This window comes from Variovorax sp. E3, from assembly GCF_016082275.1.
In the GTDB taxonomy this organism is placed as follows: Bacteria; Pseudomonadota; Gammaproteobacteria; order Burkholderiales; family Burkholderiaceae_C; genus Variovorax.
The window spans coordinates 31,436-53,112 of sequence record NZ_MOWM01000037.1; the positions used below are offsets into that span (position 1 = coordinate 31,436).

Here is a 21,677-nt window from a genome sequence, read left to right on the forward strand (position 1 = left end):
CGCCGCCCTTTCCCGATGACCACCGACACCCCGCCCAAGCGCTATCACCACGGTTCGCTGCCCGAAGCCCTGCTGGCCGCGGCCGAGACGGTGCTGTTGCGCGACGGCATTCCGGGGCTGGGCCTGCGGGCGATCGCGCGCGAAGCGGGGGTGTCGCACACCGCGCCCAAGCACCACTTCGGCGACACGACGGGGCTGGTGAGCGAGCTGGCGGCGGTGGGCTACCGGCGCCTGAGCGACGCCATGCGCGACGCGGCCGCCCGGAGCGCCGACGCGCGCGAGCGCCGCGGCGCCATCGCGCATGCGTACGTGCACTTCGCGCACGACAACCCGGCCATGTTCGGCCTGATGTTCCGCAACGAGATGATCGACATGCAGCGCCCCGCGCTGTCGAACGCCTCCCGCGAGGCGATGCGCGTGATGGCCGCGATCATCGGCGCGAGGAACGAGACGATGGGCGATGCGCCGGTCTCGCTGGGCAGCGCCGAGGCGATGCGGATCACGGCCGCTTGGGGCTACGTGCACGGGCTGGCGATTCTGCTGATCGACCAGCGGCTGGGCGGCATCCTGCAGGTCACGCCCGATGTCGACAGCCCCATCGACCTGGTCGACAAGGCGCTGCGGGACGTGCGCTTCGGCTTCGACGCGCCGCCGGCGCCCTAGCCTCGATCTTGTTGACCTCTTGGCGCCTGCGAGCCGCTCAGCGCGGCCACTGCTGGCGCTGCCAGTAGCGGTATTGCCAGTGGGTCTCGAAACCCGCGCGCCGGTACAGCGCGAGCGCCGGCGGATTGGCCGCATCGACCTGCAGGAACACCCGCTCGAAGCCGCGCGACATGGCCGCCTGCGCCAGCCCCGCCAGCACGCGCCCCGCAAGCCCACGGCCGCGCTGCGCCAGGTCGGTCCGCATGCCGTGCACGCTGCACCAGCCATGGCCGAACGCCATTGCGCCGGCCGCCACGGTGCGCCCGCCTTCGCGCACGCTGGCAAACAGCGTGCCCTTGGCGCGGGCCAGCGTGCGCACGCGGTGCGCGCCGTCCACCGGGTCGAAGCCTTCGCCGAGGAACAGCCCGGCCCAGGCGTCGTCGGGCGTGGTGTCGACATCGGCCGGCGCGCCGCCGCCCTCGGCCACCCGCAGCATGCGCGGGGTCGAGCCGACCTGCACCAGCGTCGGGCTGTCGCCCACGTAGTGCCGCCGCTCCAGTTCCGCGCGCAGGCTGTCGAAGCAGTCCGCGTCGGCCAGCCGCAGCACGGGCACCACCTGGCGGCTGTCGCAGCGGTCCTCGATGCGGTCGATGGTGCCGGGGTCGACCGCGGCGCGATGCAGCGGCACGGCGGACTTGGCGCGCTTGACGGTGCCTTCGGCAAAAGGCAGCAGCCAGCCGTCGAGCTCTTCGGTCAGGTCGGGCGAAACCGCCGCGACCGTGGCGCGCTCGATGGCTTCGATGTCGGTCTCTGTGATCGTGTGCATGAGCTTCATTGCATGGCTTCGGGCGCCGTGAATTTGGCCGCGGCCACGCCCTTGAGCAGCGCTTCGCGCTGGGCCCGGGAAATGCCGCGGATGCTTTCGGCGACCCACTTGGTGCGGTCGGCGTCGATGTGGCCGTCGCGCCGCCATTGTTCGAGCACGGCCTGCGGCTTGTGCAGCATGGCCGCGAGCCACACGGCCTGCGCGGGTTCCAGCGTGCGCGCGCTGCGCTTGAAGTAGCGCCGCGCCGCGGCCTCGGCGCCGCAGATGGTGCCGCCCCAGGGCGCGTTGTCCAGGTACAGCTGCAGGATGCGGGCCTTGCCCAGCGTCTGCTCCATTTCGACGGCGTAGAGCATCTCGCGCAGCTTGCGTTCGGCCGTGCGGTCGCTGCCCGTCACCAGCAGCTTGGCCAGCTGCTGCGTGAGCGTGCTGCCGCCGCGCGGACCTGGCCGGGCTTCTGGTTGTTGTCGATCGACGCGAGGATTTCGGTCAGGTCGTAGCCGGCGTGCGTGAAGAAGCGCTGGTCTTCGGCCGCGACCACTGCGCGCGCCAGCCAGCTGTCGTTGGTGAGCCTGGCCGACGGGCCGCAGCTGGTGCGCGCATTGAGCATGGCCTCGGTGCCCAGCCCCTCGACCGTGAACTGGCTGATGGTCGGCTGCACCGCGAAGGTGGCCTCGGGCAACAGCAGTTGGCCGTGCAGCGCCAGCGTGCCGCCGATGCGCGCGCCGCGCAACTCAGGCAGCGTGGGCACCAGCACCGCGTACCAACGGGCGATGGGCGCGTCCTGCACGTTGGCGCTGAGCTGCAGATTCCTGGGCGCGAGCTTGCCTTCCCAATGGCCTTGCAGCCGGGTCGCGTCGGCGTTGTCGGGCGTGGCCTCGAAAGTACCGTTGAGGGTGTTGCCGTCGCGCTTCACGGTGGCGACCAGGCGTTCGACCCGGATCGGCTGGGTGCCGAGCGCCGGCACCTCGGCGCTGCAGGGGGCGCATTGCATCTCGAGCAAGTCGCCGGCCGGTTTCCACGCGAAACGCACGGTGCCGAAGCGGGTGTCGAGCGAACGGCCGTTCAGGTACGGCGCAAACCATGGCGAAGTGGCCACGCGCACCGCCGTGGGCACACCGATCTCGAAATTCAGCGGGCCGGCCTTCACCGTGGTGCTCCATTCGCCGGCCGCCGGCGCAAGCGCCAGCTTGACTATCAAAAAGATAGCAACACATGCCGTGATGACAAGGGCCATCAGGCTGAAAAGCACAATTCGCAGGGTCTTCTTCACAGGCTCGTTTCTCAGATCGGTCTTGCCACGGTGACAGCTTGCCACGGCCCATGCGACTGGCCGCTGGCGGCTGCCCAGTACCAGCTTGAAGTGTCTGTGAAAGCCGTGCCCCGGGCGTCGACGATGCGCTCGCAAACACGGATTTTTTGCGCACCGTGCCGTTGCGCAACAAAACAGCGCCACAAACGCTCCTGCGCGTCATGTTCCAGCCGCGCCTGCTCGATGCGATAGCCCAGCGCGCGGTAGCAGTCCACCGCCGGGTGCAGCATGCGCGTGGGCTGCTTCACCTCGCGCATCACCAGCGTCTGCGTGCCGTCGGTCATGCGGCCGATGGCGCCCGGAAAGTTGTCGGCAAAGCGCTGCTCCACTTCGCTCAGCGCCAGCGGGCGCAGCGGCATGCCGTCCCACTGGCTGGGCCATTCGTGCGACACGGCCGAGGCCATGGCCGCGGTGTCGGAAGGCGCGCGCAGCGCGGCGCCGGCCGACCAGAACATGCACAGCAGCATCGCCAGCGCGAACGCCGACTTGTGGCCGATGCGGTTGATGAAATGGTTCGCGAACCAGCGTTCAAAGAACGGTGTCGACATGGCGGCCTCCTTGCGTGGTGATCAGGCCCGGAATGGGTTGTTCGGCGGGTTCGGGCGCGACGCGCTCCGGCACCATGAGACGGGCGATGGCCGCGCACACCACGGCCAGCACCACCAGGCCCAGCGCGTTGTGCGCCCAGGCCGCCAGCGGGTGGCCGGCGCCCTCGAAAGCGATCAGCACGCTGTTGCGCACGATGTTCCCGGCCAGCACCAGCAGGCCGACCATCGGCAGGCGGCGCAAAAAGGCCCGGTCGCTGCGGCGCGCCCACAGCGCGACGGCGCAGGCCGTGAAGTAGCCCAGCCAGACCATCTGCACGCCGGAGCAGGGCGCGTCGACGATCACGAGGCGGCCGTCGACCATCAGGCTGGTGCCCTCGCGCGCCACGTCGAAGCCCGGCGCGAGCAGCCAGCGGCTGGCCTCGGCCGTGACCACGCGCAGCGGATAACCGGCATAGAACTGCAGCGACGACAGCAGCGGCAACGCCAGCACCGCGAGCCCGGCCACCGGCAAGGTGGCCACGCGGCGCGGCAGGAAGCCAGCAGCCCGCAGGCCAGCGCCAGCACGGCCACCAGGCCGGCGGCCAGCGGCGGCAGCGCGGGCAGGAAGCCGAGCCCCGTGCGCAGCAAGGTCGCGAGCACGGTGCCGGCACCCGCCAGCGCGAGCCAGCCCAGCCGGGGCGAGGCGCGCAGCTCGCGCCGGCGGCTCCATGTGAGCGCGGCCAGGGCGACCAGCGCCAGCAGGCCCATCGGATCGTCGGAGCCGTCGCGCATGCGCTGGACCATCCAGACCCAGGTCGGCATCAGCGCGACGAACTGCAGGCCGAGCCAGCCGGCGGCCGGCGTGCGGTCGATGTGGATGCCCCAGTCCACGATGCGCGGATGGCGATGGGCGAGTGCTGCCAGAGACATTCTTTTCTTTCTTCGGGTTCAGGCGGTGAAACGGCGCGCGTCGTTGCGGCGCGCGCGGCGGCGCAGCATGGCCAGCATCGACAGCACGACGGCGATGGCGCCCAGCGATTCGGGTTCGGGCGTGCTGGGCACCTCGGCGCCGAGCGCCAGCTCGCTCACGCCTTGCGGCAGGGGCAGCGGCTGGTTCACGTCCACGCTGTTCTGCGGCGCCACGTTGCGCACCACCTTGTCGACGGCAATGAAGCTCGTGTACTGGGTGAGCAGGCTGTACTTCAGGCCCAGCTCGGTGATGCGTTCCTTGAAGGCGGTGGTGCCCTCCAGCGTTTCCTGGTCGCTCAGGCTCTGGATGCGGTGGCGTGCCCACAGCGTGCGCAGCGCGGCCGTGTCCTGGCGGGTGCGATCGTCGATGCGCACTTCCTGGCGATAGGGGCCGCTGGCGCTGCGGCCCTCGATGATCACGCGGCCTTTCGCTTCGCCGCGCCACTTGCCGAACACGATCACCGGGCGTTCGCCCAGCACGTCGGGCAGCGCCTGTGGTTCCACGTCGTACACGTCGAGCCCGCCGAAGGTGGCCTTCACGTTCGTGAGCACCGGCGACTCCACCATGCGGCGAAAGCGCGCGGCCTGCTCGGGCGCCTGGATCGGGTCGGTGATGATGAAGGGCTCGCCCATGCCGGCGCGCGCAATGCCTTCCATCAGGCTGCGGTTCACCGACGAGCCGATGCCGAAGGCGAACACATTGGCCTTCGACAGGTTGTTGCGCACCAGATCGAAAGCCTCGCGCTCCACCGTCACGTAGCCGTCGGTCACCACCACCACGGTGCGCGACACGTTCTCTTCCTTCGGCTCGGCGTACACGCGCTTGAGCGCCGGAATGAGTTCGGTGCTGCCGCTGCCGCTGTAGTTCTGGATGGTGGCCAGCGCCTGCTGGATGTTGGCGCGCGTGGCCGGCACCGACCGGGGCGACAGCATCTTGTTGCTGCCCGAGAACAGCAGCACGTTGAAGGTGTCGCTCGGGCGCAGGCCGCCGATCAGGCGCTCGAGCACCGTCTTCGCGGTGTCGAGCGGAAAGCCGTGCATCGAGCCCGAGATGTCGACCACGAAGATGTAGTCGCGCGGCGAAATCGCGCTGGCGGCCACGGCCTTCGGGGGCTCGACCATGGCGAGGAAGAAGTTCTCGGCGTTCTCTCCCTGGCCCTTGTAGAGCATCAGGCCCGACTCGATCTTTTCACCGGCCAGGCGGTAGTCGAGCACGAAGTCGCGGTTGTCCAGCGGGCGGCCGTCGGCCGTGAGCACGATGTCGGCGTGCTGGTCTTCGTCGCTCTTCTTCACGTCGATGGTGTGCGTGGTCGAGCGGATTTCCTTCAGGCCCATCGGCGTGTCGATGGTGGCCTTGAGCTTGAAGCTGGTGCCGGGTGCCACGCCCGCGGCCAGCGTGGGCTGCGCCACCCATTGGGCTTGCGCGTTGGCGGACTGCGGGCTGTTGTAGCGCGGGCCCACCACGGTCGGGAACACGAACTCGTAGTTGCCCGACTGCGGCACCAGCAGCTCGGTGTAGCGCAGCTCCACCTTCACGTCTCGCCCGGCATGATGTTGGCGACGTTCATCTGGAACACGTTGGGCAGGTGCTGCTCGAGCAGCGCGGCGGTCTTGCCTTCTTTCTTGGCGGTGTCGTATTCGATCTGCGCCTGCTGCTTCTCGCGGATCTGCGCGGTGATGAGCCGGTCGGCCAACCGCACGTTGAGGCCGCTCACCGCCGCCTTGGTCGAGCCCGGAAAAACATACTTCGCCTCGATGGCGCGCTGGCCCTCGTTGCGATACGTCTGCGTGACCGTCACGTCGGCGATCACGCCCGAAATCTTCACGGCCACCTCGGTGCCCTTGAGCGGCAGCCGGTCGACCGAGGGGTCGTCGCTCTTGACGAAGAAGTACGGGCTCTCGGTCTTCAGGCGCGGGCCGGCGGGCATTTCCTGCGCATGCAGCGGGCGCACGCCCAATGCGACGAAGCCCGCGGTCGCCAGGCTCACGGTGGCGAGCCAGAGCCAGCGGCCCGGGCGTGGAGTGGTGGAGGCGTTCATGGCGGTGTCCTTGTCAGTGCGAACTTGCATGGACCTGAATGTCGACACCGCGCGAGAAGCCAGTTGGAAGCCTCCTTGAAGTCGAAAGACACCGATACGCCGCTGTGTGAAGTCTGTGTGAAGTCGAACGCCGGACCGCTTCATACAACCTTCGGGTCGCGCGAAGAGCATCGCGGCTTCGCTACAGACGAGGAGAAAAAAACATGCTTCAGTTGTTGAAGGCCCTGCAGAGTTCGGTACTGGCCAAGGTGGCCGGCCTGTTCTTTCTGTTGTTGCTGCTGTGCATTCCGCTCGCCGAGATCGATTCGATCAACCGCGCACGCGGACAGAGCCAGCGCGAAGCGGCCGACGAGCTGGCCGCCACCTACGCCGGCCCGCAGACCATGGTCGGCCCGCTGCTGCTGGTGCCGTATGTCGAACGCTGGATGGAGCCGCTGCGCGACGCGCAGGGCAAGGTCATCGGCCAGGAGCCGCGCAGCAAGGAACTGGCCCACGTGGTGTTCCCCGACAAGCTGCACATCGAAGGCACGATGGCGCCGCAGGAGCGCTATCGCGGCATCTTCAAGATCCCGTTCTACACGCTGAACGCCGCGCTCACCGGCGGCTTCGCCGCGTTCGACGCGAAAGCCGTGCCGCACAGCGAGACCGATTCGAAGATCGAATTCAAGGTGCCGTTCATCGCCTTCAACGTGAGCGACCTGCGCGGCCTCGACGGCTCGCCCGCGATGACCATGAGCGGCGAGGCGCTGCGCTTCAAGCAGCGTGTGCCGGGCATCGCCGACGACGCCTGGTTCGCCGACGGCATCCACGCGCCGCTCACCGGCGCCGCGCTGAGCGCATGGCAAGCCAATGCGCCGGTCGCGTTCGACATGAAGCTCGGCCTCGTCGGGCAGGACACGCTGGCCATCGCGCCCATTGCCGAGGAAACGACCGCGCACCTGCGCTCGCCCTGGGCGCACCCCAGCTTCGGCGGCCGCTTTCTGGCGGCCGAGCGCAGCGTGACGCCGCAGGGCTTCGACGCGCACTGGCGCGTGTCCTCGCTCGTGACCTCGCGCGCGAGCAGGTGCGCGCCGGCTTGTCGGGGCGCGGCGGCAACGCCGCCGACGGGGCGGCGCCCACCTCGCGCCGCAACGTCGGCGCGCTGCAGACCTTCGACGTGTCGCTCGCGCAGCCGATCAACGTCTATTCGATGAGCACGCGCGCCGGCAAGTACGGCGCACTCTTCATCGGCCTGGTGCTGATGGCGGCCTTCATGTTCGAGCTGTTCCGCAAGCTGCGCCTGCACCCGATCCAGTACGGGCTGGTGGGCCTGTCGATTGCGCTGTTCTTCCTGCTGCTGCTGGCGCTGTCGGAAAAGTTCGCGTTCTGGATGGCGTATGCGGGTGCCGCCACGGCCAGCGTCGGCCTGCTCGCCGTGTACTTCAGCGCGGTGCTGGGTGGCTGGCGGCGCGGGGCGTCGTTCGGCGGCTTCGTCGCGCTGCTGTACGGCGCGCTCTACGGGCTGCTGGCTTCCGAAAGCAATGCGCTGCTGCTGGGCGCGCTGCTGATCTTCGGCATGCTGGCCACGCTGATGCTCGTCACGCGCAAGGTCGACTGGTATGCGCTGTCGCGCCGCACCGACGCCGCACCGGTGGCCGCCACGGGCACGGCGACGGCCGCATGACAACGTTGCGGGCCATTGCCACCGCGCTGGGCTGGCTCGCCCTGGCCGCGCTGTGGTTCTGGGCCTGGCACCTGAAAGACCCGCACCTGCTTTTCATGCGCGCATGGGAGCTGCCCGTGCTGCTGGGGGCATCGGCTTTCGGCATTGCCGTTGCATGGCGGCTGGCGCGCGGCAGGCTGCGGCCGGTGGCGCTGGGGCTGGCGTTCGCTTCGTTGCTCACGGCGCTGTGCAACGAGGCCGCTTCGCGCCAGCACCGGGCCGATGTCGAAGCCGCGTCGGGCCCCGTGGCGCAGGCACTCGGCGCGCGCTTCATCGTCGGCTACGACGACGCGGCACAGTTGCGTGACCTGGTGCGCAAGGGCCTGATCGGCGGCATTTTCGTGACCGGCCGTAATGTGAAAGGCCGCACCGCCGCCGCGCTGCGCGACGAAATCGCAGGCCTGCAGGCGCTGCGCCGCGAAGCCGGCCTGCCGCCGCTCGTGGTCGCGACCGACCAGGAAGGCGGCGCGGTCTCGCGGCTCTCGCCGCTGGTCGAACGCCAGCCCGCGCTCGCCACCTTGCTCGATGCCGACGTGCCCGACCAGGAACTGTCGCAACGCGCCCGCGCCTATGGCGCGCAACAGGGCAGAGCGCTTGCGGCCCTGGGCATCACGCTCAATTTCAGCCCCGTGGTCGACTTGCGCCCCGGCCGCGCGCCGGGCCGCTGGGACTTTCACACCCGCATCGACGAACGCGCCATCTCGGCCGACCCCGCCGTCACCGCGCAGGTGGCGCTCGCTTACGAGCGAGGCCTTGAATCTGCTGGCGTGCGCGGCACGCTCAAGCACTTTCCCGGCCTGGCCGGCGTGACCGAGGACACGCATCATTTCGCCGCCGTGCTGCATACACCGGCGCCCGGCTTGCAACACATGACTGGAAACCATTTCAAGAAGTGTCGAAACAATCTGACGCAGCCATCATGCTGGGCCATGTGATCCTTGCGGAACTCGACGCGGAACATCCGGTCTCTTTCTCACGCAAAATCGTGCAGCGTGTGATTCGGGGCGAGTGGGGCTACCAGGGCCTGCTCGTCACAGACGACCTCACGATGGGCGCGGCCTACAACCGCGGTCTTTGCGACGCCACTGTCCGCGCCCTCGGCGCCGGCGTGGATCTGTTGCTGATCGCCTACGACCACGACAAGTACTTCGACGCCATGCACTGCGCGCTGCAGGCCGCGCAGCGCGGCGCACCCGATCTCCCGTTGCCGGAACACGGCAGCGCGCGGCGGCTCCAATCTTTTCGCTAGCCAGTCAATTCCTATGTTCAAACGCTCAAGCACCCCACCCAACGACGACGGCGCGAGGCCGGCCGATCCGAACCGCCGCTGGAAGCGCGTCGCCACGTGGGGCGGCATTGCGGTGGGCTCCGGCGCGCTGGTGGTGCTGGTTGCCGCCATCGTGGCCGTGGTCGCCATCTACCCGAAGCTGCCCGACGTGTCGGCGCTGGCCGACTACCGCCCCAAGCTGCCGCTGCGCGTGTATTCGGCCGAAGGCCAGATGATTGGCGAGTTCGGTGAAGAGCGCCGCAACCTCACGCCCTTCGCCAACATTCCGAAGGTCATGAAAGACGCGGTGCTGGCCGTGGAAGACGCGCGCTTCTACGACCACGGCGGTGTCGACTACAAGGGCTTTGTGCGCGCGGCCGTGGCCAGCCTGAAGGGCGGGCGCAAGCAGGGCGCCTCGACCATCACGATGCAGGTGGCGCGCAACGTGTACCTCACGTCGGAGCGCACGCTGAGCCGCAAGACCTCCGAAATTTTGCTGGCGCTGCGGCTCGAGCAGCAGCTCACCAAGGACCAGATCCTGGAGATCTACCTGAACCAGATCTACCTGGGCAACCGGGCCTACGGTTTTGCCGCCGCCGCCGAAACCTACTTCGGCAAGCCGCTGCAGAACGTGACCATCGCCGAAGCCGCGATGCTGGCCGGCCTGCCCAAGGCGCCGGGCGCGAACAACCCCGTGGCCAACCCGCGCCGCGCGCGGGCACGGCAGCTCTACGTGATCGACCGCATGCAGGAAACCGGCTTCATCACCGCCGACCAGGCGGCCGCTGCGAAGAAGGAAGAGCTGCACCTGCGCGATGCCGCCGACCCGAACCGCCTGCATGCCGAGTACGTGGCCGAAACCGTGCGCCAGATGATGTACGCGCAATACGGCGACAGCATCTACACCAGCGGCCTGAAGGTCTACACCTCGCTGGTCGCGGCCGACCAGGCGGCGGCCTACAAGTCGCTGCGCAAGGGCATCATGGACTACGAGCGCCGCCAGGCCTATCGCGGCCCCGAGAAGTTCGTCGACCTGCCGACCGATCAGAAGGAAGTCGACGAGGCCGTGGACGACGCGCTGGCCGAACACCCCGACAACGGCGACGTGATCGCGGCCGTGGTGCTCGATGCCAACCCGAAGGAAATCAGCGCCGTGCGCGCCAACGGCGAAACCATCCAGATCACCGGCGAAGGGCTGAAGCCCGCGCAGTCGGGCCTGGCCGCCAAGGCACCGCCGAACATCAAGATCCGCCGCGGCGCGGTGATCCGCGTGGCGCGGACGCCCAAGAACACCTGGGAGATCACGCAGCTGCCCGAGGTCGAAGCGGCCTTCGTCGGCATGGACCCGCGCACCGGCGCCATCAAGGCGCTGGTCGGCGGTTTCGATTTCGGCAAGAACAAGTTCAACCACGTGACGCAGGCCTGGCGCCAGCCGGGCTCGAGCTTCAAGCCCTTCATCTATTCGGCCGCGCTGGAAAAAGGCTTCGCGCCCTCGACCATCGTGAACGATGCGCCGCTGCACTTCGACCCTTCCGAAAACGGCGGCCAGCCCTGGGAGCCGAAGAACTTCGAAGGCACCTACGAAGGCCCGATGCCGCTGCGCACCGCGCTCATGAAGTCGAAGAACCTGGTGACGCTGCGCGTGCTGCAGTCGATCGGCGCGCCGTACGCGCAAGACTGGGTCACCAAGTTCGGCTTCGACAAGGACAAGCAGCCCGCCAACCTGCCGATGGGCCTGGGCGCCGGCTCGGTCACGCCGATGCAGATGGCGGTGGGCTACTCGGTGTTCGCCAACGGCGGCTACCGCGTCAACCCGTACCTGGTGACGCGCGTGACCGACATGAAAGACAAGGTCCTGATGGAAACCGAGCCGCCCGTGCTCGACGAATCGCGCCGCGCCATCCCGCAGCGCAACGCCTTCATCATGAGTTCGCTGCTGCAGAGCGTGGTGCGCAACGGCACCGGCTTCAAGGCCTACCAGGCACTGAAGCGCGACGACCTCTACGGCAAGACCGGCACCACCAACGACTCCTTCGACACCTGGTTCGCGGGCTTCCAGCCGACCATGGTCGGCGTGGCCTGGGTCGGCTACGACACGCCGCGCCAGCTCGGCGTGCGCGGCGAAACCGGCGGCAGCCTGAGCCTGCCGATCTGGACCGGCTACATGCAGACCGCGCTGCAAGGCGTGCCCGTGACGCAGCCGGCCGAGCCGCCGGGCGTGGCGCGCATCGACGGCGAGCTGTACTTCGACGACTTCACGCCGGGCCACAACGTGGCGAGCCTGGGCCTGGACAGCACCGACACGCCGCCGCCGCCCGCGGAAGAACTCACGGGCGCGCCCATCGGCGCACCGCCGCCGCCCGAAGAGCGCAACAAGATCCTGGACTTCTTCCGCTGACGCGCAAGCCCGAAAAACACGGCGGGATGGCGGTGCCTACACTCGGTGCTGCTTCCCGCCTTTTTCTTTTCTTCCCCACGCATCCATGGAAATTCTTACTCTGGTGGCGCTCATTGCCGCCGGCTTCTACATCCTCAAGTCCAGAGACCAGCGACAGCGCATCGCACTGCTGGGCAGCCACCTCGGCCGCTACCAGATCGAGAAGCTCATGGAGAGCCTCACGTCGGGCTACCTGCGCTGCCTGGGCGAAGACGATGCCGAGCGCCGCCAGCAGATCTGGAGCCTGCTCGACTCCACCGAGGAAAAACTCTCCGGCCAGTTCGACAGCTTCGCCGCCGAGTTCGCGCGCCTGCCCGAGCCGGTGACGCGCGTGAGCAAATTGCCCATCGCGCTGCCGCTGGCGACCAGCATTTTTCCGGGTGCGAGTTTCGACTTTCGCCAGGTCCTGCTGATCCACGCGCGCGGCATTGCCGGCGTGATGCGCAACGAGTCGAACCGCACGCCGAAGTCGAAGGCGTTCACCATGTCCGCCGAGCTGTTTTTGATGCAGCACAGCTGCCACTGGTATTGCAAGTCGAAGACCGTGGCGTCGGCGCGCATGCTCGCGCGGCACCAGACCTCGTATGAACAGCTGCTCGACGCGGTGAGCCCCGAAACCCGCAGCGCCTACGGCGCGCTCACGAGTCAGTGATTGCGTCCGTGATGTGACGACAGCAACGGCAGCGTGAGCGTCGCCACCGCGCCGCCGCGCGCCGCGTTGCCCAGCTCGATGCGACCGCGGTGCAATGCCGCGATCTCCTTCACGAGGCCAGCCCCAGCCCCGTGCTTTTCTTCTGGCTGTGCGGCCGGGCCAGCGAATAGAACTTCTGGAAAACTTTTTCCTGCGCGTACTCCGGTATGCCCGGGCCGTGGTCGCGCACGCTCACGCGCGCCAGCTTCGACGTGGTTTCCAGCGTGATCAATATCTCGCTGTCGCGCGGTGAAAAATCCAGGGCGTTGTCGAGCAGGTTGCTGATCGCGCGGCGCAGCAGGAACGGGTCGCCTTCGGTGCTGGCTTCGGTGCGGATGTTCACCAGCAGCCTGATGTTGCGCTTGGCCGCCGCGGGTTGCGCGCTGAGGGCGATGTCGTCGATCAGCGAAGCCAGCGCCACCGGTTCGGTGCGGTCCAGCGCACGCCGCGTTTCGAGTGCGGTGAGCTCCATCATGCGGTCGACGATTTCCTGGATGCGCTGGGTTTCGCGTTCGATGTTTTTCAGGAAACGTTCACGCTCGACGTGCGGCATCGACGGTTCCTGCAGCAGCTCGGCCGCGCCGCGAATGGCCGAGAGCGGGCTCTTCACTTCGTGCGTGAAGGTCTGCACGTAGTCGGCCACGTAGTTGCGTCCGGTCAATGCATCGCGCATTTCGCTGAAGCCGCTGCGCACGCCGTCGATGGCGCGCCGCACCATGCGCGCAAGGCTCAGGCTGCGCTGCGCGCGCACCCAGTTCCAGTAGTCCGAAATCAGCCCGAAGGGCCGCACCAGCCACACCGACACGATCAGGGCCAGCAGCAACAGCGCCAGGCCCGAGCCCACGCCGACCCACAGCGTGCGGGCCCGCGCGTCTTCCACGAACTGGCCGAAGCTCTGCACCGGCTTGCCCACGCTGACCATGCCGACGATTTCGTTGTTCCAGCGGATCGGCGCGCCCACGTACATGACCGAGGTGCGCGGGTCGCCGTCGACGTCGCGCGAGGTGCGCGCGCCGTACAGGCCGGCGAGCGTGCGGCTCACGTCCATCCACTGCGAATAGTCGGCGCCCAGGTGCCTGCCGAGCGAATCGAACATGACGCGGCCGTTGCGGTCGGTCACGTACACGCGCAGCTCGACCTGGCTCTTGTGCAGGTTGTAGATCTGCGCCGAGAACTCGCGCGCGTAGGCGGTGCGGAACAGCGGCTCCAGCCGCGCGGTGTTGATGGCGCCGGCGATCACGTCCTGCTCGACCAGGCTGGCCAGCAGTTGCGAGGTCTCGACCAGCGATTCCTCCGCCGACTCGCGGTAACGCGGGTCGATGTCCGAAACGACGCGGTACAGCAGGAAGGCGATGCCCGCCGTGTAGATCAGCAGGATGCCGATGAAGATCCGCGTGCGCCTGGTCACGACGCCTTGGCTGGCAATTCTTCGTTCAATGCGTAGCCGGTGCCGCGCAGCGTGCGGATCGGCTCCACATCGGGCGCCACCGCCTTGAGCTTGGCGCGCAGGGTCTTGATGTGCGCGTCGACCGTGCGGTCGAAGCTGTCGCTGGCGTCGTCCCAGACCAGTTCGAGCAATTCGTCGCGCGTGAACACGCGCCCCGGGCGCTGCACGAGCAGGCGAAGCAGGCCGTATTCGTAGCGCGAGAGTTCAAGCAGCCGTCCGTAATAGCGGATCTGCATCCGCTCGTTGTCGAGCGAGAAGGGCATTGCAGGGGTCTGCGGCGCCGCAGGATGCGGCGCGGGCGCGATTTGATGGGGTACCCCATGGTTTTGTGTCGGCGGCGTTCCCGGGCTTCCTGGCGCGTTTCTGGCGCTGCGCCGCAGGATCGTTCGCACGCGAGCAACCAGCTCGCGCGGCGAAAACGGCTTGGCAATGTAGTCGTCGGCACCGAGTTCCAGGCCCACCACGCGGTCTATTTCGTCGCTGCGGGCCGTCAAGAACACCATCGGCACCTCCGGGCCCCCCATCGACTGGTTGAGCGCCTGCAGGCGTTTGAAGAGCTCGAAACCGTTCAGGTCGGGCAATCCGATGTCCAGGATCGCCAGCGCGGGCGGTTCCTGCGCGAACTGCGCAATCGCTTCTTCGGCCGTCGGGCACCAGATGGGGGTGAATCCGTCGCTCTTCAGGACGTACTGCAGCGTGTCGGCGATGCCCGATTCGTCTTCGGCAATCAGGATCCGGGGTTTGAAGCTCATCCGCGGATGTTAGCGAGGGGCGCGGCGGCGCAAGGACCGGTTTTCGACCAAGGCGCCGGGGCCGGCGCGGCCTTTCGCTTTTTTTCGGGCGCGGCGTTTGCCTCTTCTGTCTTCTTATTCTTCTTATTCAAATTAGTAGTAGTAGATAAGGGTTGCCCTCCTCTGTGGACATGCCTGTTTTTTCGTTATGCGACAACGACTTGTCATGCCCGTGTCACTGTGCGCAGCCGCGCTTTGCGGATGTACCCGGCAAATGAACAACATTGGGTAACCCGCCGGCGCTGTGGATAACCCATGGCTTTTGCAAAAACTGTCCCCAGAGTTGTCCTTTGACACCCCCCTGGAAATCTGCCAAAGACGTTTTTCGGGCAGGGAAATTCATTGCTCAAAAATAGGCAGTCTGTATATTTCTCTTGTAAATCAAGGACTTGCAACGGCCCTACAGAGAAGCTCCAACGTTACCCACAGAGTTGTCCAAGTTTTGCGGGGAGAACGTGCAGGAACGCTTCGAGGCCGCGGGCGACCCGGCTTTTTTTCTTCAACCTACAAGATTTCGAACATGACACCTTCTGAAACACAGGCCATCGTGACCCTGAGCCTTCTGGCTGCCTTCGTGGACGGCGAAAAGCACGAACGCGAACGCGCCGAGATCAAGCGGATCGCCGAGGGCCTGTCGCAGAGCGACGGCCTGAACCTGCCGACGCTCTACCAGGACGTGCTGATGAAGCGGGTCTCGCTGGCGTCGGTGGCGGGGGAACTGAAAAGCACGGAGTCGCGCCAGCTCGCCTACGAGATGGCGGTGTGCGTGTGCGATGCCGACGGCACGCAGTCGGAGCCCGAGCGCATGTTCCTGGCGGACGTGCGCACGTCGCTGGGGCTGGACGCGTCGGCGGCCGGTTTTTCGCAGCGGGCGGAAGAAATCGCGGCGGTGCCCGTGGCGGCAGCCGTCGGCGTGGCAACCGCTGCCGGGACGGCGGTGGCCGCGGCGCCGGCTTCACCGGACAGCGCCGAGCTCGACAAGTCGATCCTCAACGCCGCCATCCTCAACGGCGCGCTCGAGCTGCTGCCCGAAACGCTCTCGACCATGGCGATCATTCCGCTGCAGATGAAGCTGGTGTATCGCATCGGCCAGGCGCACGGCTACCAGCTCGATTCGGGCCACATCAAGGATTTTCTGGCCACGGTCGGCGTGGGCCTGACCTCGCAGTACCTGGAGCAGGCCGGGCGCAAGCTGCTCGGCGGCTTGCTGGGCAAGGTCGGCGGCGGCCTGCTGCGCGGGCTGGGCAACCAGGCCGTGAGTTCGGGCATGAGCTTTGCCGCGCCTACGCGCTGGGCCATGTGGCCAAGCGCTACTACGCTGGCGGCCGCACGCTCTCGACGCAGATGCTGAAAGACGCGTTCTCGGGCGTGGTGAAGGAAGGGCAGGGCCTGCAGACGCAGTACCTGCCGGCCATTCAGGAGAAGGCCCGCACGCTGGATGCGGGCAAGGTGCTGTCGCTGGTGCGCGGCGCCTGAACGGGCTTTTCCGGGAACACCGTGGAACCGGCTTTGCCGGGCCACCGGTGTTGCCCCCGGCGAGGGGGTTGGCGCAGCGACACGAAGTGCGCGAAGCCTGGGGGCGTGCCTAGTTCGCCAGATCGTCCAGGATCGGGCAATCCGGGCGGGCGTCGCCGTGGCAGCAGTGCACCAGGTGGGCCAGCGTGTTGCGCATCGACTGCATGTCGGCAATGCGCTGCTCCAGTTCACCCAGGTGCTTTTCGGCGATGCGCTTCACGCTCGAGCTGGCGCGGCGGCGGTTGTGCCACAGCCCCACCAGCTCCGCGATTTCCTCCATCGAGAAACCGAGGTCGCGCGAGCGCTTGATGAAGCGCAGCGTGTGGATGTCGGCGTCGTCGTACTGGCGATAGCCGCTCTCGGTGCGCGCCACCGCCGGCAGCAGGCCCAGCCCTTCGTAATGCCGGACCATGCGGGCCGACACGCCGGAGCGCTGCGCCGCTTCGCCGATGGCGACGTGGCCGGTCATTGGACGGCGTAGCCCGCGTTTTCGATCGCCGCCACGATGTCCTTGCGCGGCTGCTCGCTCAGCACGTCGACATGGCCGGTGGCAAGGTCGACCGTGACCTGCGCTTCGGGATCGACCGTCTGCACGGCGTTCTGCACCGCGTTCACGCAATGGCCGCAGCTCATGCCCGTGACCTGGAATTTCTGGCTCATCGTGTTTGCTCCTGTTGAAATGAGGGGAGTGAAGGGGAAGAAGCCGCAAGTTTGAACCCTCTCACGATGTCAATGTCCAGCGAAGGGGCACTGAAAATCTCCGCTTGACCTTCACATGGTGTGAGGCTTTAGCCTTGGCACATGGAAAACCTGAAGCTGCAACCCCAGACCACGCTCGACCTCTCGGTCGGCGGCATGACCTGCGCCTCGTGCGTGATGCGCGTCGAGCGCGCGCTCAAGAACGTACCCGGCGTGCAAGACGTCAGCGTGAACCTTGCGACCGAATCGGCGCGCATCGTGGCCGCGCCCGGCGACGACATCGACGTGCGCGTGCGCCGTGCCGTGCGCGCGGCCGGCTACGAGCCGCGCGCGGCGAGCAGCGCGGCCGAAGAGGCGGCGGCGCTGTCGCCGTGGCACGGCTTCGGTCCGGTGGCCGTCGGCCTGCTGCTGTCGATTCCGCTGATGGCGCCGATGATCGGCAGCCCGTTCGGGCAAGACTGGATGCTGCCGCCCTGGGTGCAGCTGCTGCTCGCAACGCCGGTGCAGTTCTGGCTCGGCGCACGGTTCTACCGCGCGGGCTGGCATGCGGCCAAGGCGCGCACCGGCAACATGGACCTGCTGGTGGCGCTGGGCACCAGCGCGGCCTTCGGCCTGTCGCTCTGGCTGTGGTGGCGCGCGGCCACCGGCGAGCATGCCGGCCACGGCGAAATGCCGCATCTCTATTTCGAGGCCTCGGCCGTGGTGATCACGCTGGTGCTGCTGGGCAAGTGGCTCGAGGCGCGCGCCAAGCGGCAGGCCACGTCGGCCATTCGCGCGCTGCAGCAGCTGCGGCCCGAGGTAGCCCACCTGGTCGGCGCGCGCGGCAAGGAAAGCGATGTGCCGCTGGCCGAAGTGATGGTCGGCGACCACCTGGTGGTGCGGCCCGGCGAACGCGTGCCGGCCGACGCGCGCGTGATCGAAGGGCAGTCCGAGGTCGACGAGTCGATGCTCACGGGCGAACCGCTGCCGGTGCCCAAGGGCCCCGGCGACGCGCTGACGGGCGGTGCGGTGAACGGCGACGGCCGCATGGTCATCGAGGTGAGCGCGGTCGGCGCCGAGAGCGTGCTCGCGCGCATCATCCGGCTGGTCGAGGACGCGCAGGCCGCCAAGGCGCCGATCCAGCGGCTGGTGGACAAGGTCGCGGCCGTGTTCGTGCCGGTGGTGCTGGTGATTGCGCTCGTCACGCTGGCGGGTTGGCTGCTGGCGGGCGCGGGCATCGAGACGGCCATGATCTACGCGGTGGCGGTGCTGGTCATCGCCTGTCCTTGTGCGCTGGGCCTGGCAACGCCGGTCGCGGTGATGGCCGGTACCGGCGTGGCGGCGAAGCACGGCATCCTGATCAAGGACGCGCGCGCACTCGAAATCGCGCACCGCGTCGACACCGTGGCCTTCGACAAGACCGGCACGCTGACGCTCGGCCGCCCGGTGCTGACAGACCTGCTGCCGGTGGCGGGCGCCGTTGCGACCGAAGACGCGCTGCTGGCAACCGCCGCGAGCCTGCAAGGCGGCAGCGAGCATCCGCTGGCCAAGGCGGTGTTGGCCGCGGCGGCGCAACGCCATCTGCAGGCGCCCGCGTTGAGCGCGATGCAGGCGATGCCGGGTCGCGGCGTGCGCGGCGATGTCGAGGGCGCCACCTGGGCCATCGCGAGCCTGCGCTGGTGCCGCGAGCTCGACGCGATGCCCGAGGCGGCCGATGTCGAGCGCCTGCAGGCCAAGGGCGCGACGGTTTCCGCGCTGCTGCGCTTCGACGAAGCCGGTGCGGCGCAGGTGCAGGCATTGCTCGCCTTCGCCGACGAGCCCAAGCCGCAGGCGGCCGAAGCCGTTCGCACGCTGCGCGCGCGCGGCCTGCGCGTGGTGATGATCTCGGGCGACAACCTGCGCGCCGCGCAGGCCATGGCGGCGCGGCTGGGCATTGCCGCCGAAGATGTGCGCGCCGACGTGCTGCCGGCCGACAAGGCCGCGCAGGTCAGCGCGTTGAGAAAGAACGGACACGTCGTGGCCATGGTCGGCGACGGCGCCAACGACGCCCCCGCGCTGGCGGCGGCCGATGTCGGCATTGCCATGGCGCCTTCGGGCGGCGGCACCGACGTGGCGATGGAAGCGGCCGGCATCACGCTGATGCGCGGCGACCTTGCGCTGGTGGCGCAGGCCTTCGAACTCTCGGGCCGCACGGTCGCCAAGATCCGCCAGAACCTGTTCTGGGCCTTTGCCTACAACGTGGCCGGCATTCCGCTCGCGGCCTTCGGGCTGCTCAGCCCGGTGGTGGCCGGCGCGGCCATGGCGCTGTCGAGCGTGAGCGTGATGGCCAACGCGCTGCTGCTGCGGCGCTGGAAGCCCTGAGCTCTTTTCAGTCGAAGAGCAGCGCCATGAAGTGGTCGTCGATGGCCTGCGCATCGCCGGCCCGCTTGTAGAACTTGCGCAGCGTGCCTTCGCGCTCGAAGCCGAGCTTGTCGTAGAAGCGCAGCGCCGGTGCGTTGTCGCTTTCGACGATGAGCTCGATGCGCTTCACGCCGTCCGCCTTGAGGCGGTCGATCGCATCGGTCACCATGGCCAGCGCAATGCCCTGGCCGTGCAATGCGGGGTCGACCGCGAGCGTGCCGAGGCTGGCCACGTGGCGCACGCGGCCGGGGTAGCGCGCGGCGCGATAGAAGCCCGCGATTTTTCCGTTGCGCTCGTAGACGAAGAAGTCCTGGCCGGCGAGCAACTGCCGGTAGATGGCGCGAAAGTCTTCCAGCGGCATCGGGTCGTAGCCCAGGAACGGAACGACCTTCTCATGCATGTACAGAGAAAAAACGGTGCCGATGTCTTCGGGGGTGGCCAGCCTGCGCATGGTGTGGTTGCCTCGGAGCGATGAAAGCGCCGAGCATAGCGAGGGTCCGGCGGCGCTCAGGCGAGCAGTACCGCCGAAAGCGCCAGCAGCGCCGCCTGCGCGCACCAGGCCCAGCGCAGCCGCAACTTCGAGTCGAGCACCGCGCCGATGGCCCAGAAGCCGCCGACCGCCAGCGCGAGCAGCGCCACGCCGATCTGGAACGCCAGGTCGTCGGCGCGCCAGAGAAAGGCCAGCGTCACGCCGACCCAGCATGCGAAGTGAAGGGCGGCCGTTGCGACCTGCGGGCGCGTCAGCTGGGGGGCGTGGATGTGCATGGCTTCTTCCAGCGAAAACGGTGCCTCCGGAAAGCGCGCCGCCACATCGGCCGGCCGCCAGCCCGGCGGCTTGAACCACACGGCGACCTTGTCTTGCCAGCGCCGCGTGTGCCAGGCATCGCGCAGCAGCGGCGCATACGGACCGAGCACGGCGCGCAGCGGGTCGAAGCTGGCGAGGGTCTTGCGCGTGCCGTATACGCAGCGCTCGGTTTCCTCGGCGAAGGTGCCGAACATGCGATCCCAGATCACGAGCATGCCGCCGTAGTTGCGGTCGACATAACCGTCGTTCACCGCGTGGTGCACGCGGTGGTTCGACGGCGACGAGAACACGCGGTCGAACCAGCCGAGCTTGCCGATGTGCTCGGTGTGGATCCAGAACTGGTAGACCAGCACGATCAGCCCGGCCAGGCCGAACTGCTCGGGCGGCACGCCGACCACCGCCATCGGCAGGTAGAAGGCCCAGCCCAGGAAGGCCACGGTGCTCTCTTGCCGCAGCGCGGTGGAAAAGTTGAAGTGCTGGCTCTGGTGGTGCACCGAGTGCGCGGCCCAGAACACGGCCGACTCGTGGCCCGCGCGGTGCAGCCAGTAGTCGAAGAAGTCGAACAGCACCACGGCCAGGATCCAGCCCATGGCGCTGTCCCAGAAGTCGGGCCGCGTCCAGATCGCGACGACCGGGTAGACCATCGCGTACAGGCCGATCTGGAAGAGTTGGGTGCAGACCGCGAGGGCCTGGCTCAGCAGCCCCTGGCTCAGGCTGCCGAGCGTGTCGCTGAAACGGTAGGTGTTGCGCTGCTTGAGCCAGCCCCAGGCGAACTCGCACAGCATGAGCAGCGCGAACACGGGCACGACGAAGACAACCAGCCGATGCACCGCGCTCGATTTTTCAGGAAGTGTTCAGCGAATCTTCAGCGTTCGGACGCGCGACCGGCCACGATGACCGCGTTGGTGCCGCCAAAAGCGAAGGAATTGGACAGCGCGTAACGGATGCCCTTGGCCTCGCGTGCTTCGCCCTGGACAAAGTCGAGGTCGAATGCGGCGTCGGGCGTCTGCAGGTTGGCGATGGGCGGCAGCGTCTCGCGCGCCAGCGCGCGCAGCGCGGCGATGAGTTCGATCGCGCCGCCGCCGCCGAGCACGTGGCCGTGGATGGCCTTGGTCGCGCTCACCGGCGCGCCCTTGCCGAACACTTCGCGGATCGACGCGGCTTCGGCCGCGTCGCCGGCCGAGGTGGCGGTGCCGTGCGCGTTGATGTGGCCCACGTCCGAGGCTTCGATGCCGGCGTCGCGCAGCGCCGCGCGCATGACGCGCACCTGGCCCGCCGAGTCGGGGTTGGTGATGTGCGTGCCGTCGCAGTTGGTGGCGTAGCCCGCGAGCACGAAGGGCGCCGCTTCGGCGCCGCGCGCGGCGGCATGCGCTTCCGACTCGAGCACCAGCGCGGCCGCGCCTTCGCCGATGGCAAAGCCCGCGCGGTCGCCCGAGAACGGGCGGCAGGCCGAAGAGGGCGCGTCGGCCGGCGGCGGCGCCATCACGCGCATGGCGTGCCAGCTGGCCATCACGCCGGGCGTGAGCATGGCGTCGTGGCCGCCGACGATGGCCACGCCGATCCAGACCGTGATGCGCCGTTTTGGCGTGCAGGGCGCCTACGAGCAGCTCAAGGAAGTGACGCGCGGCAAGA

At 68.1% G+C, this 21,677-nt stretch carries 17 protein-coding genes and 4 pseudogenes; 8 read left to right on the top strand and 13 right to left on the bottom strand.

From position 1 onward, the window contains the following. Nucleotides 1-15: 15 nt before the first annotated feature. Nucleotides 16-663, top strand: a complete 648-nt coding sequence (locus tag BMG07_RS15475) for a TetR/AcrR family transcriptional regulator (RefSeq protein ID WP_198085325.1) — start codon at nucleotides 16-18, stop codon at nucleotides 661-663. Nucleotides 664-700: 37 nt separating this feature from the next. On the opposite strand, the gene BMG07_RS15480 is transcribed toward BMG07_RS15475, so the two are convergent. The 6 genes and pseudogenes from BMG07_RS15480 to BMG07_RS15500 form a co-directional block, all read right to left on the bottom strand. After that, on the bottom strand, nucleotides 701-1,468 hold the full coding sequence (locus BMG07_RS15480; protein ID WP_198085326.1) for a GNAT family N-acetyltransferase: 768 nt from the start codon (nucleotides 1,466-1,468) through the stop codon (nucleotides 701-703). 5 nt (nucleotides 1,469-1,473) lie between these two features. After that, complete coding sequence (locus tag BMG07_RS44100; protein WP_307866975.1) at nucleotides 1,474-1,863, bottom strand: transglycosylase domain-containing protein; 390 nt, start codon at nucleotides 1,861-1,863, stop codon at nucleotides 1,474-1,476. Continuing rightward, entirely contained in the window at nucleotides 1,860-2,738 is an 879-nt protein-coding gene (locus BMG07_RS44105) for a hypothetical protein (RefSeq protein WP_307866976.1), read from the bottom strand. Before BMG07_RS44105 ends, BMG07_RS44100 begins: the two co-directional genes overlap by 4 nt. 11 nt (nucleotides 2,739-2,749) lie before the next feature. Then, nucleotides 2,750-3,325 carry a hypothetical protein gene (locus tag BMG07_RS15490; RefSeq protein WP_198085327.1) on the bottom strand — a complete coding sequence of 192 codons (576 nt, stop codon included), beginning with the start codon at nucleotides 3,323-3,325 and terminating at the stop codon, nucleotides 2,750-2,752. Further along, nucleotides 3,306-4,034 carry an exosortase Q gene (gene xrtQ, locus BMG07_RS15495; protein ID WP_269759012.1) on the bottom strand — a complete coding sequence of 243 codons (729 nt, stop codon included), beginning with the start codon at nucleotides 4,032-4,034 and terminating at the stop codon, nucleotides 3,306-3,308. The genes BMG07_RS15490 and xrtQ overlap by 20 nt, the downstream gene beginning before the upstream one ends. Nucleotides 4,035-4,252: 218 nt before the next feature. Further along, nucleotides 4,253-6,312, bottom strand: a pseudogene (locus BMG07_RS15500) (VIT domain-containing protein). Nucleotides 6,313-6,515: 203 nt separating this feature from the next. Between BMG07_RS15500 and BMG07_RS15505 the strand changes: the two are divergent. The 5 genes and pseudogenes from BMG07_RS15505 to BMG07_RS15520 all read left to right on the top strand — a co-directional run bounded on the left by BMG07_RS15505 (nucleotide 6,516) and on the right by BMG07_RS15520 (nucleotide 12,370). Then, the gene (locus BMG07_RS15505) at nucleotides 6,516-7,505 is read left to right on the top strand and encodes an inner membrane CreD family protein (RefSeq protein WP_269759013.1); all 990 of its coding nucleotides are present in this window, start codon (nucleotides 6,516-6,518) and stop codon (nucleotides 7,503-7,505) included. Beyond that, on the top strand, nucleotides 7,469-7,975 hold the full coding sequence (locus BMG07_RS42230) for an inner membrane CreD family protein (RefSeq protein WP_307866977.1): 507 nt from the start codon (nucleotides 7,469-7,471) through the stop codon (nucleotides 7,973-7,975). Before BMG07_RS15505 ends, BMG07_RS42230 begins: the two co-directional genes overlap by 37 nt. Before the next feature lie 95 nt (nucleotides 7,976-8,070). After that, nucleotides 8,071-9,263: pseudogene (locus BMG07_RS15510) on the top strand (glycoside hydrolase family 3 N-terminal domain-containing protein). Nucleotides 9,264-9,276: 13 nt separating this feature from the next. Beyond that, the gene (locus tag BMG07_RS15515) at nucleotides 9,277-11,679 is read left to right on the top strand and encodes a penicillin-binding protein 1A (protein WP_198085328.1); all 2,403 of its coding nucleotides are present in this window, start codon (nucleotides 9,277-9,279) and stop codon (nucleotides 11,677-11,679) included. 85 nt (nucleotides 11,680-11,764) lie between these two features. After that, complete coding sequence (locus tag BMG07_RS15520) at nucleotides 11,765-12,370, top strand: hypothetical protein (protein ID WP_198085329.1); 606 nt, start codon at nucleotides 11,765-11,767, stop codon at nucleotides 12,368-12,370. Here BMG07_RS15520 and creC read toward each other — a convergent pair. Together creC and creB are read right to left on the bottom strand one after the other, a co-directional pair. Beyond that, a pseudogene (gene creC, locus BMG07_RS15525) lies at nucleotides 12,364-13,817 on the bottom strand (two-component system sensor histidine kinase CreC). The gene BMG07_RS15520 and the pseudogene creC sit on opposite strands and share 7 nt — an antisense overlap. After that, on the bottom strand, nucleotides 13,814-14,608 hold the full coding sequence (gene creB, locus BMG07_RS15530) for a two-component system response regulator CreB (RefSeq protein ID WP_198085330.1): 795 nt from the start codon (nucleotides 14,606-14,608) through the stop codon (nucleotides 13,814-13,816). Before creB ends, creC begins: the two are co-directional and overlap by 4 nt. Nucleotides 14,609-15,167: 559 nt before the next feature. Here creB and BMG07_RS15535 point away from each other — a divergent pair. After that, nucleotides 15,168-16,123, top strand: a pseudogene (locus BMG07_RS15535) (YcjF family protein). Between the two features lie 109 nt (nucleotides 16,124-16,232). Here BMG07_RS15535 and cueR read toward each other — a convergent pair. Further along, nucleotides 16,233-16,631, bottom strand: a complete 399-nt coding sequence (gene cueR / locus BMG07_RS15540; RefSeq protein ID WP_198085331.1) for a Cu(I)-responsive transcriptional regulator — start codon at nucleotides 16,629-16,631, stop codon at nucleotides 16,233-16,235. Continuing rightward, entirely contained in the window at nucleotides 16,628-16,822 is a 195-nt protein-coding gene (locus BMG07_RS15545) for a heavy-metal-associated domain-containing protein (RefSeq protein WP_198085332.1), read from the bottom strand. The genes cueR and BMG07_RS15545 overlap by 4 nt, the downstream gene beginning before the upstream one ends. Before the next feature lie 141 nt (nucleotides 16,823-16,963). Between BMG07_RS15545 and BMG07_RS15550 the strand changes: the two genes are divergently transcribed. Then, nucleotides 16,964-19,201 carry a cation-translocating P-type ATPase gene (locus tag BMG07_RS15550; protein ID WP_198085333.1) on the top strand — a complete coding sequence of 746 codons (2,238 nt, stop codon included), beginning with the start codon at nucleotides 16,964-16,966 and terminating at the stop codon, nucleotides 19,199-19,201. A 7-nt stretch (nucleotides 19,202-19,208) separates the two neighbouring features. Here the strand turns inward: BMG07_RS15550 and BMG07_RS15555 are convergent, their stop codons facing one another. From BMG07_RS15555 to BMG07_RS15565, 3 genes are read right to left on the bottom strand one after another with little or no spacing between them, the layout of a single operon-like run. After that, nucleotides 19,209-19,691, bottom strand: a complete 483-nt coding sequence (locus BMG07_RS15555; protein WP_198085334.1) for a GNAT family N-acetyltransferase — start codon at nucleotides 19,689-19,691, stop codon at nucleotides 19,209-19,211. Between the two features lie 56 nt (nucleotides 19,692-19,747). Beyond that, a complete protein-coding gene (locus BMG07_RS15560; RefSeq protein WP_198085335.1) occupies nucleotides 19,748-20,875 on the bottom strand; it encodes a sterol desaturase family protein in 1,128 nt (375 codons plus the stop codon). Nucleotides 20,876-20,910: 35 nt separating this feature from the next. Then, the gene (locus tag BMG07_RS15565) at nucleotides 20,911-21,573 is read right to left on the bottom strand and encodes a beta-ketoacyl synthase (protein ID WP_269759017.1); all 663 of its coding nucleotides are present in this window, start codon (nucleotides 21,571-21,573) and stop codon (nucleotides 20,911-20,913) included. Nucleotides 21,574-21,677: the final 104 nt, after the last annotated feature.

Excerpts from the sequence above, each read along its gene's own strand:
- BMG07_RS15475 (WP_198085325.1), top strand. The coding sequence starts at position 16 with ATGACCACCGACACCCCGCCCAAGCGCTATCACCACGGTTCGCTGCCC.
- BMG07_RS15480 (WP_198085326.1), bottom strand. The coding sequence starts at position 1,468 with ATGCACACGATCACAGAGACCGACATCGAAGCCATCGAGCGCGCCACG.
- BMG07_RS15490 (WP_198085327.1), bottom strand. The coding sequence starts at position 3,325 with ATGTCGACACCGTTCTTTGAACGCTGGTTCGCGAACCATTTCATCAAC.
- xrtQ (WP_269759012.1), bottom strand. The coding sequence starts at position 4,034 with ATGGAGCCGCCGGCGCGAGCTGCGCGCCTCGCCCCGGCTGGGCTGGCT.
- BMG07_RS15505 (WP_269759013.1), top strand. The coding sequence starts at position 6,516 with ATGCTTCAGTTGTTGAAGGCCCTGCAGAGTTCGGTACTGGCCAAGGTG.
- BMG07_RS15515 (WP_198085328.1), top strand. The coding sequence starts at position 9,277 with ATGTTCAAACGCTCAAGCACCCCACCCAACGACGACGGCGCGAGGCCG.
- BMG07_RS15520 (WP_198085329.1), top strand. The coding sequence starts at position 11,765 with ATGGAAATTCTTACTCTGGTGGCGCTCATTGCCGCCGGCTTCTACATC.
- creB (WP_198085330.1), bottom strand. The coding sequence starts at position 14,608 with ATGAGCTTCAAACCCCGGATCCTGATTGCCGAAGACGAATCGGGCATC.
- cueR (WP_198085331.1), bottom strand. The coding sequence starts at position 16,631 with ATGACCGGCCACGTCGCCATCGGCGAAGCGGCGCAGCGCTCCGGCGTG.
- BMG07_RS15545 (WP_198085332.1), bottom strand. The coding sequence starts at position 16,822 with ATGAGCCAGAAATTCCAGGTCACGGGCATGAGCTGCGGCCATTGCGTG.
- BMG07_RS15550 (WP_198085333.1), top strand. The coding sequence starts at position 16,964 with ATGGAAAACCTGAAGCTGCAACCCCAGACCACGCTCGACCTCTCGGTC.
- BMG07_RS15555 (WP_198085334.1), bottom strand. The coding sequence starts at position 19,691 with ATGCGCAGGCTGGCCACCCCCGAAGACATCGGCACCGTTTTTTCTCTG.
- BMG07_RS15565 (WP_269759017.1), bottom strand. The coding sequence starts at position 21,573 with ATGCTCACGCCCGGCGTGATGGCCAGCTGGCACGCCATGCGCGTGATG.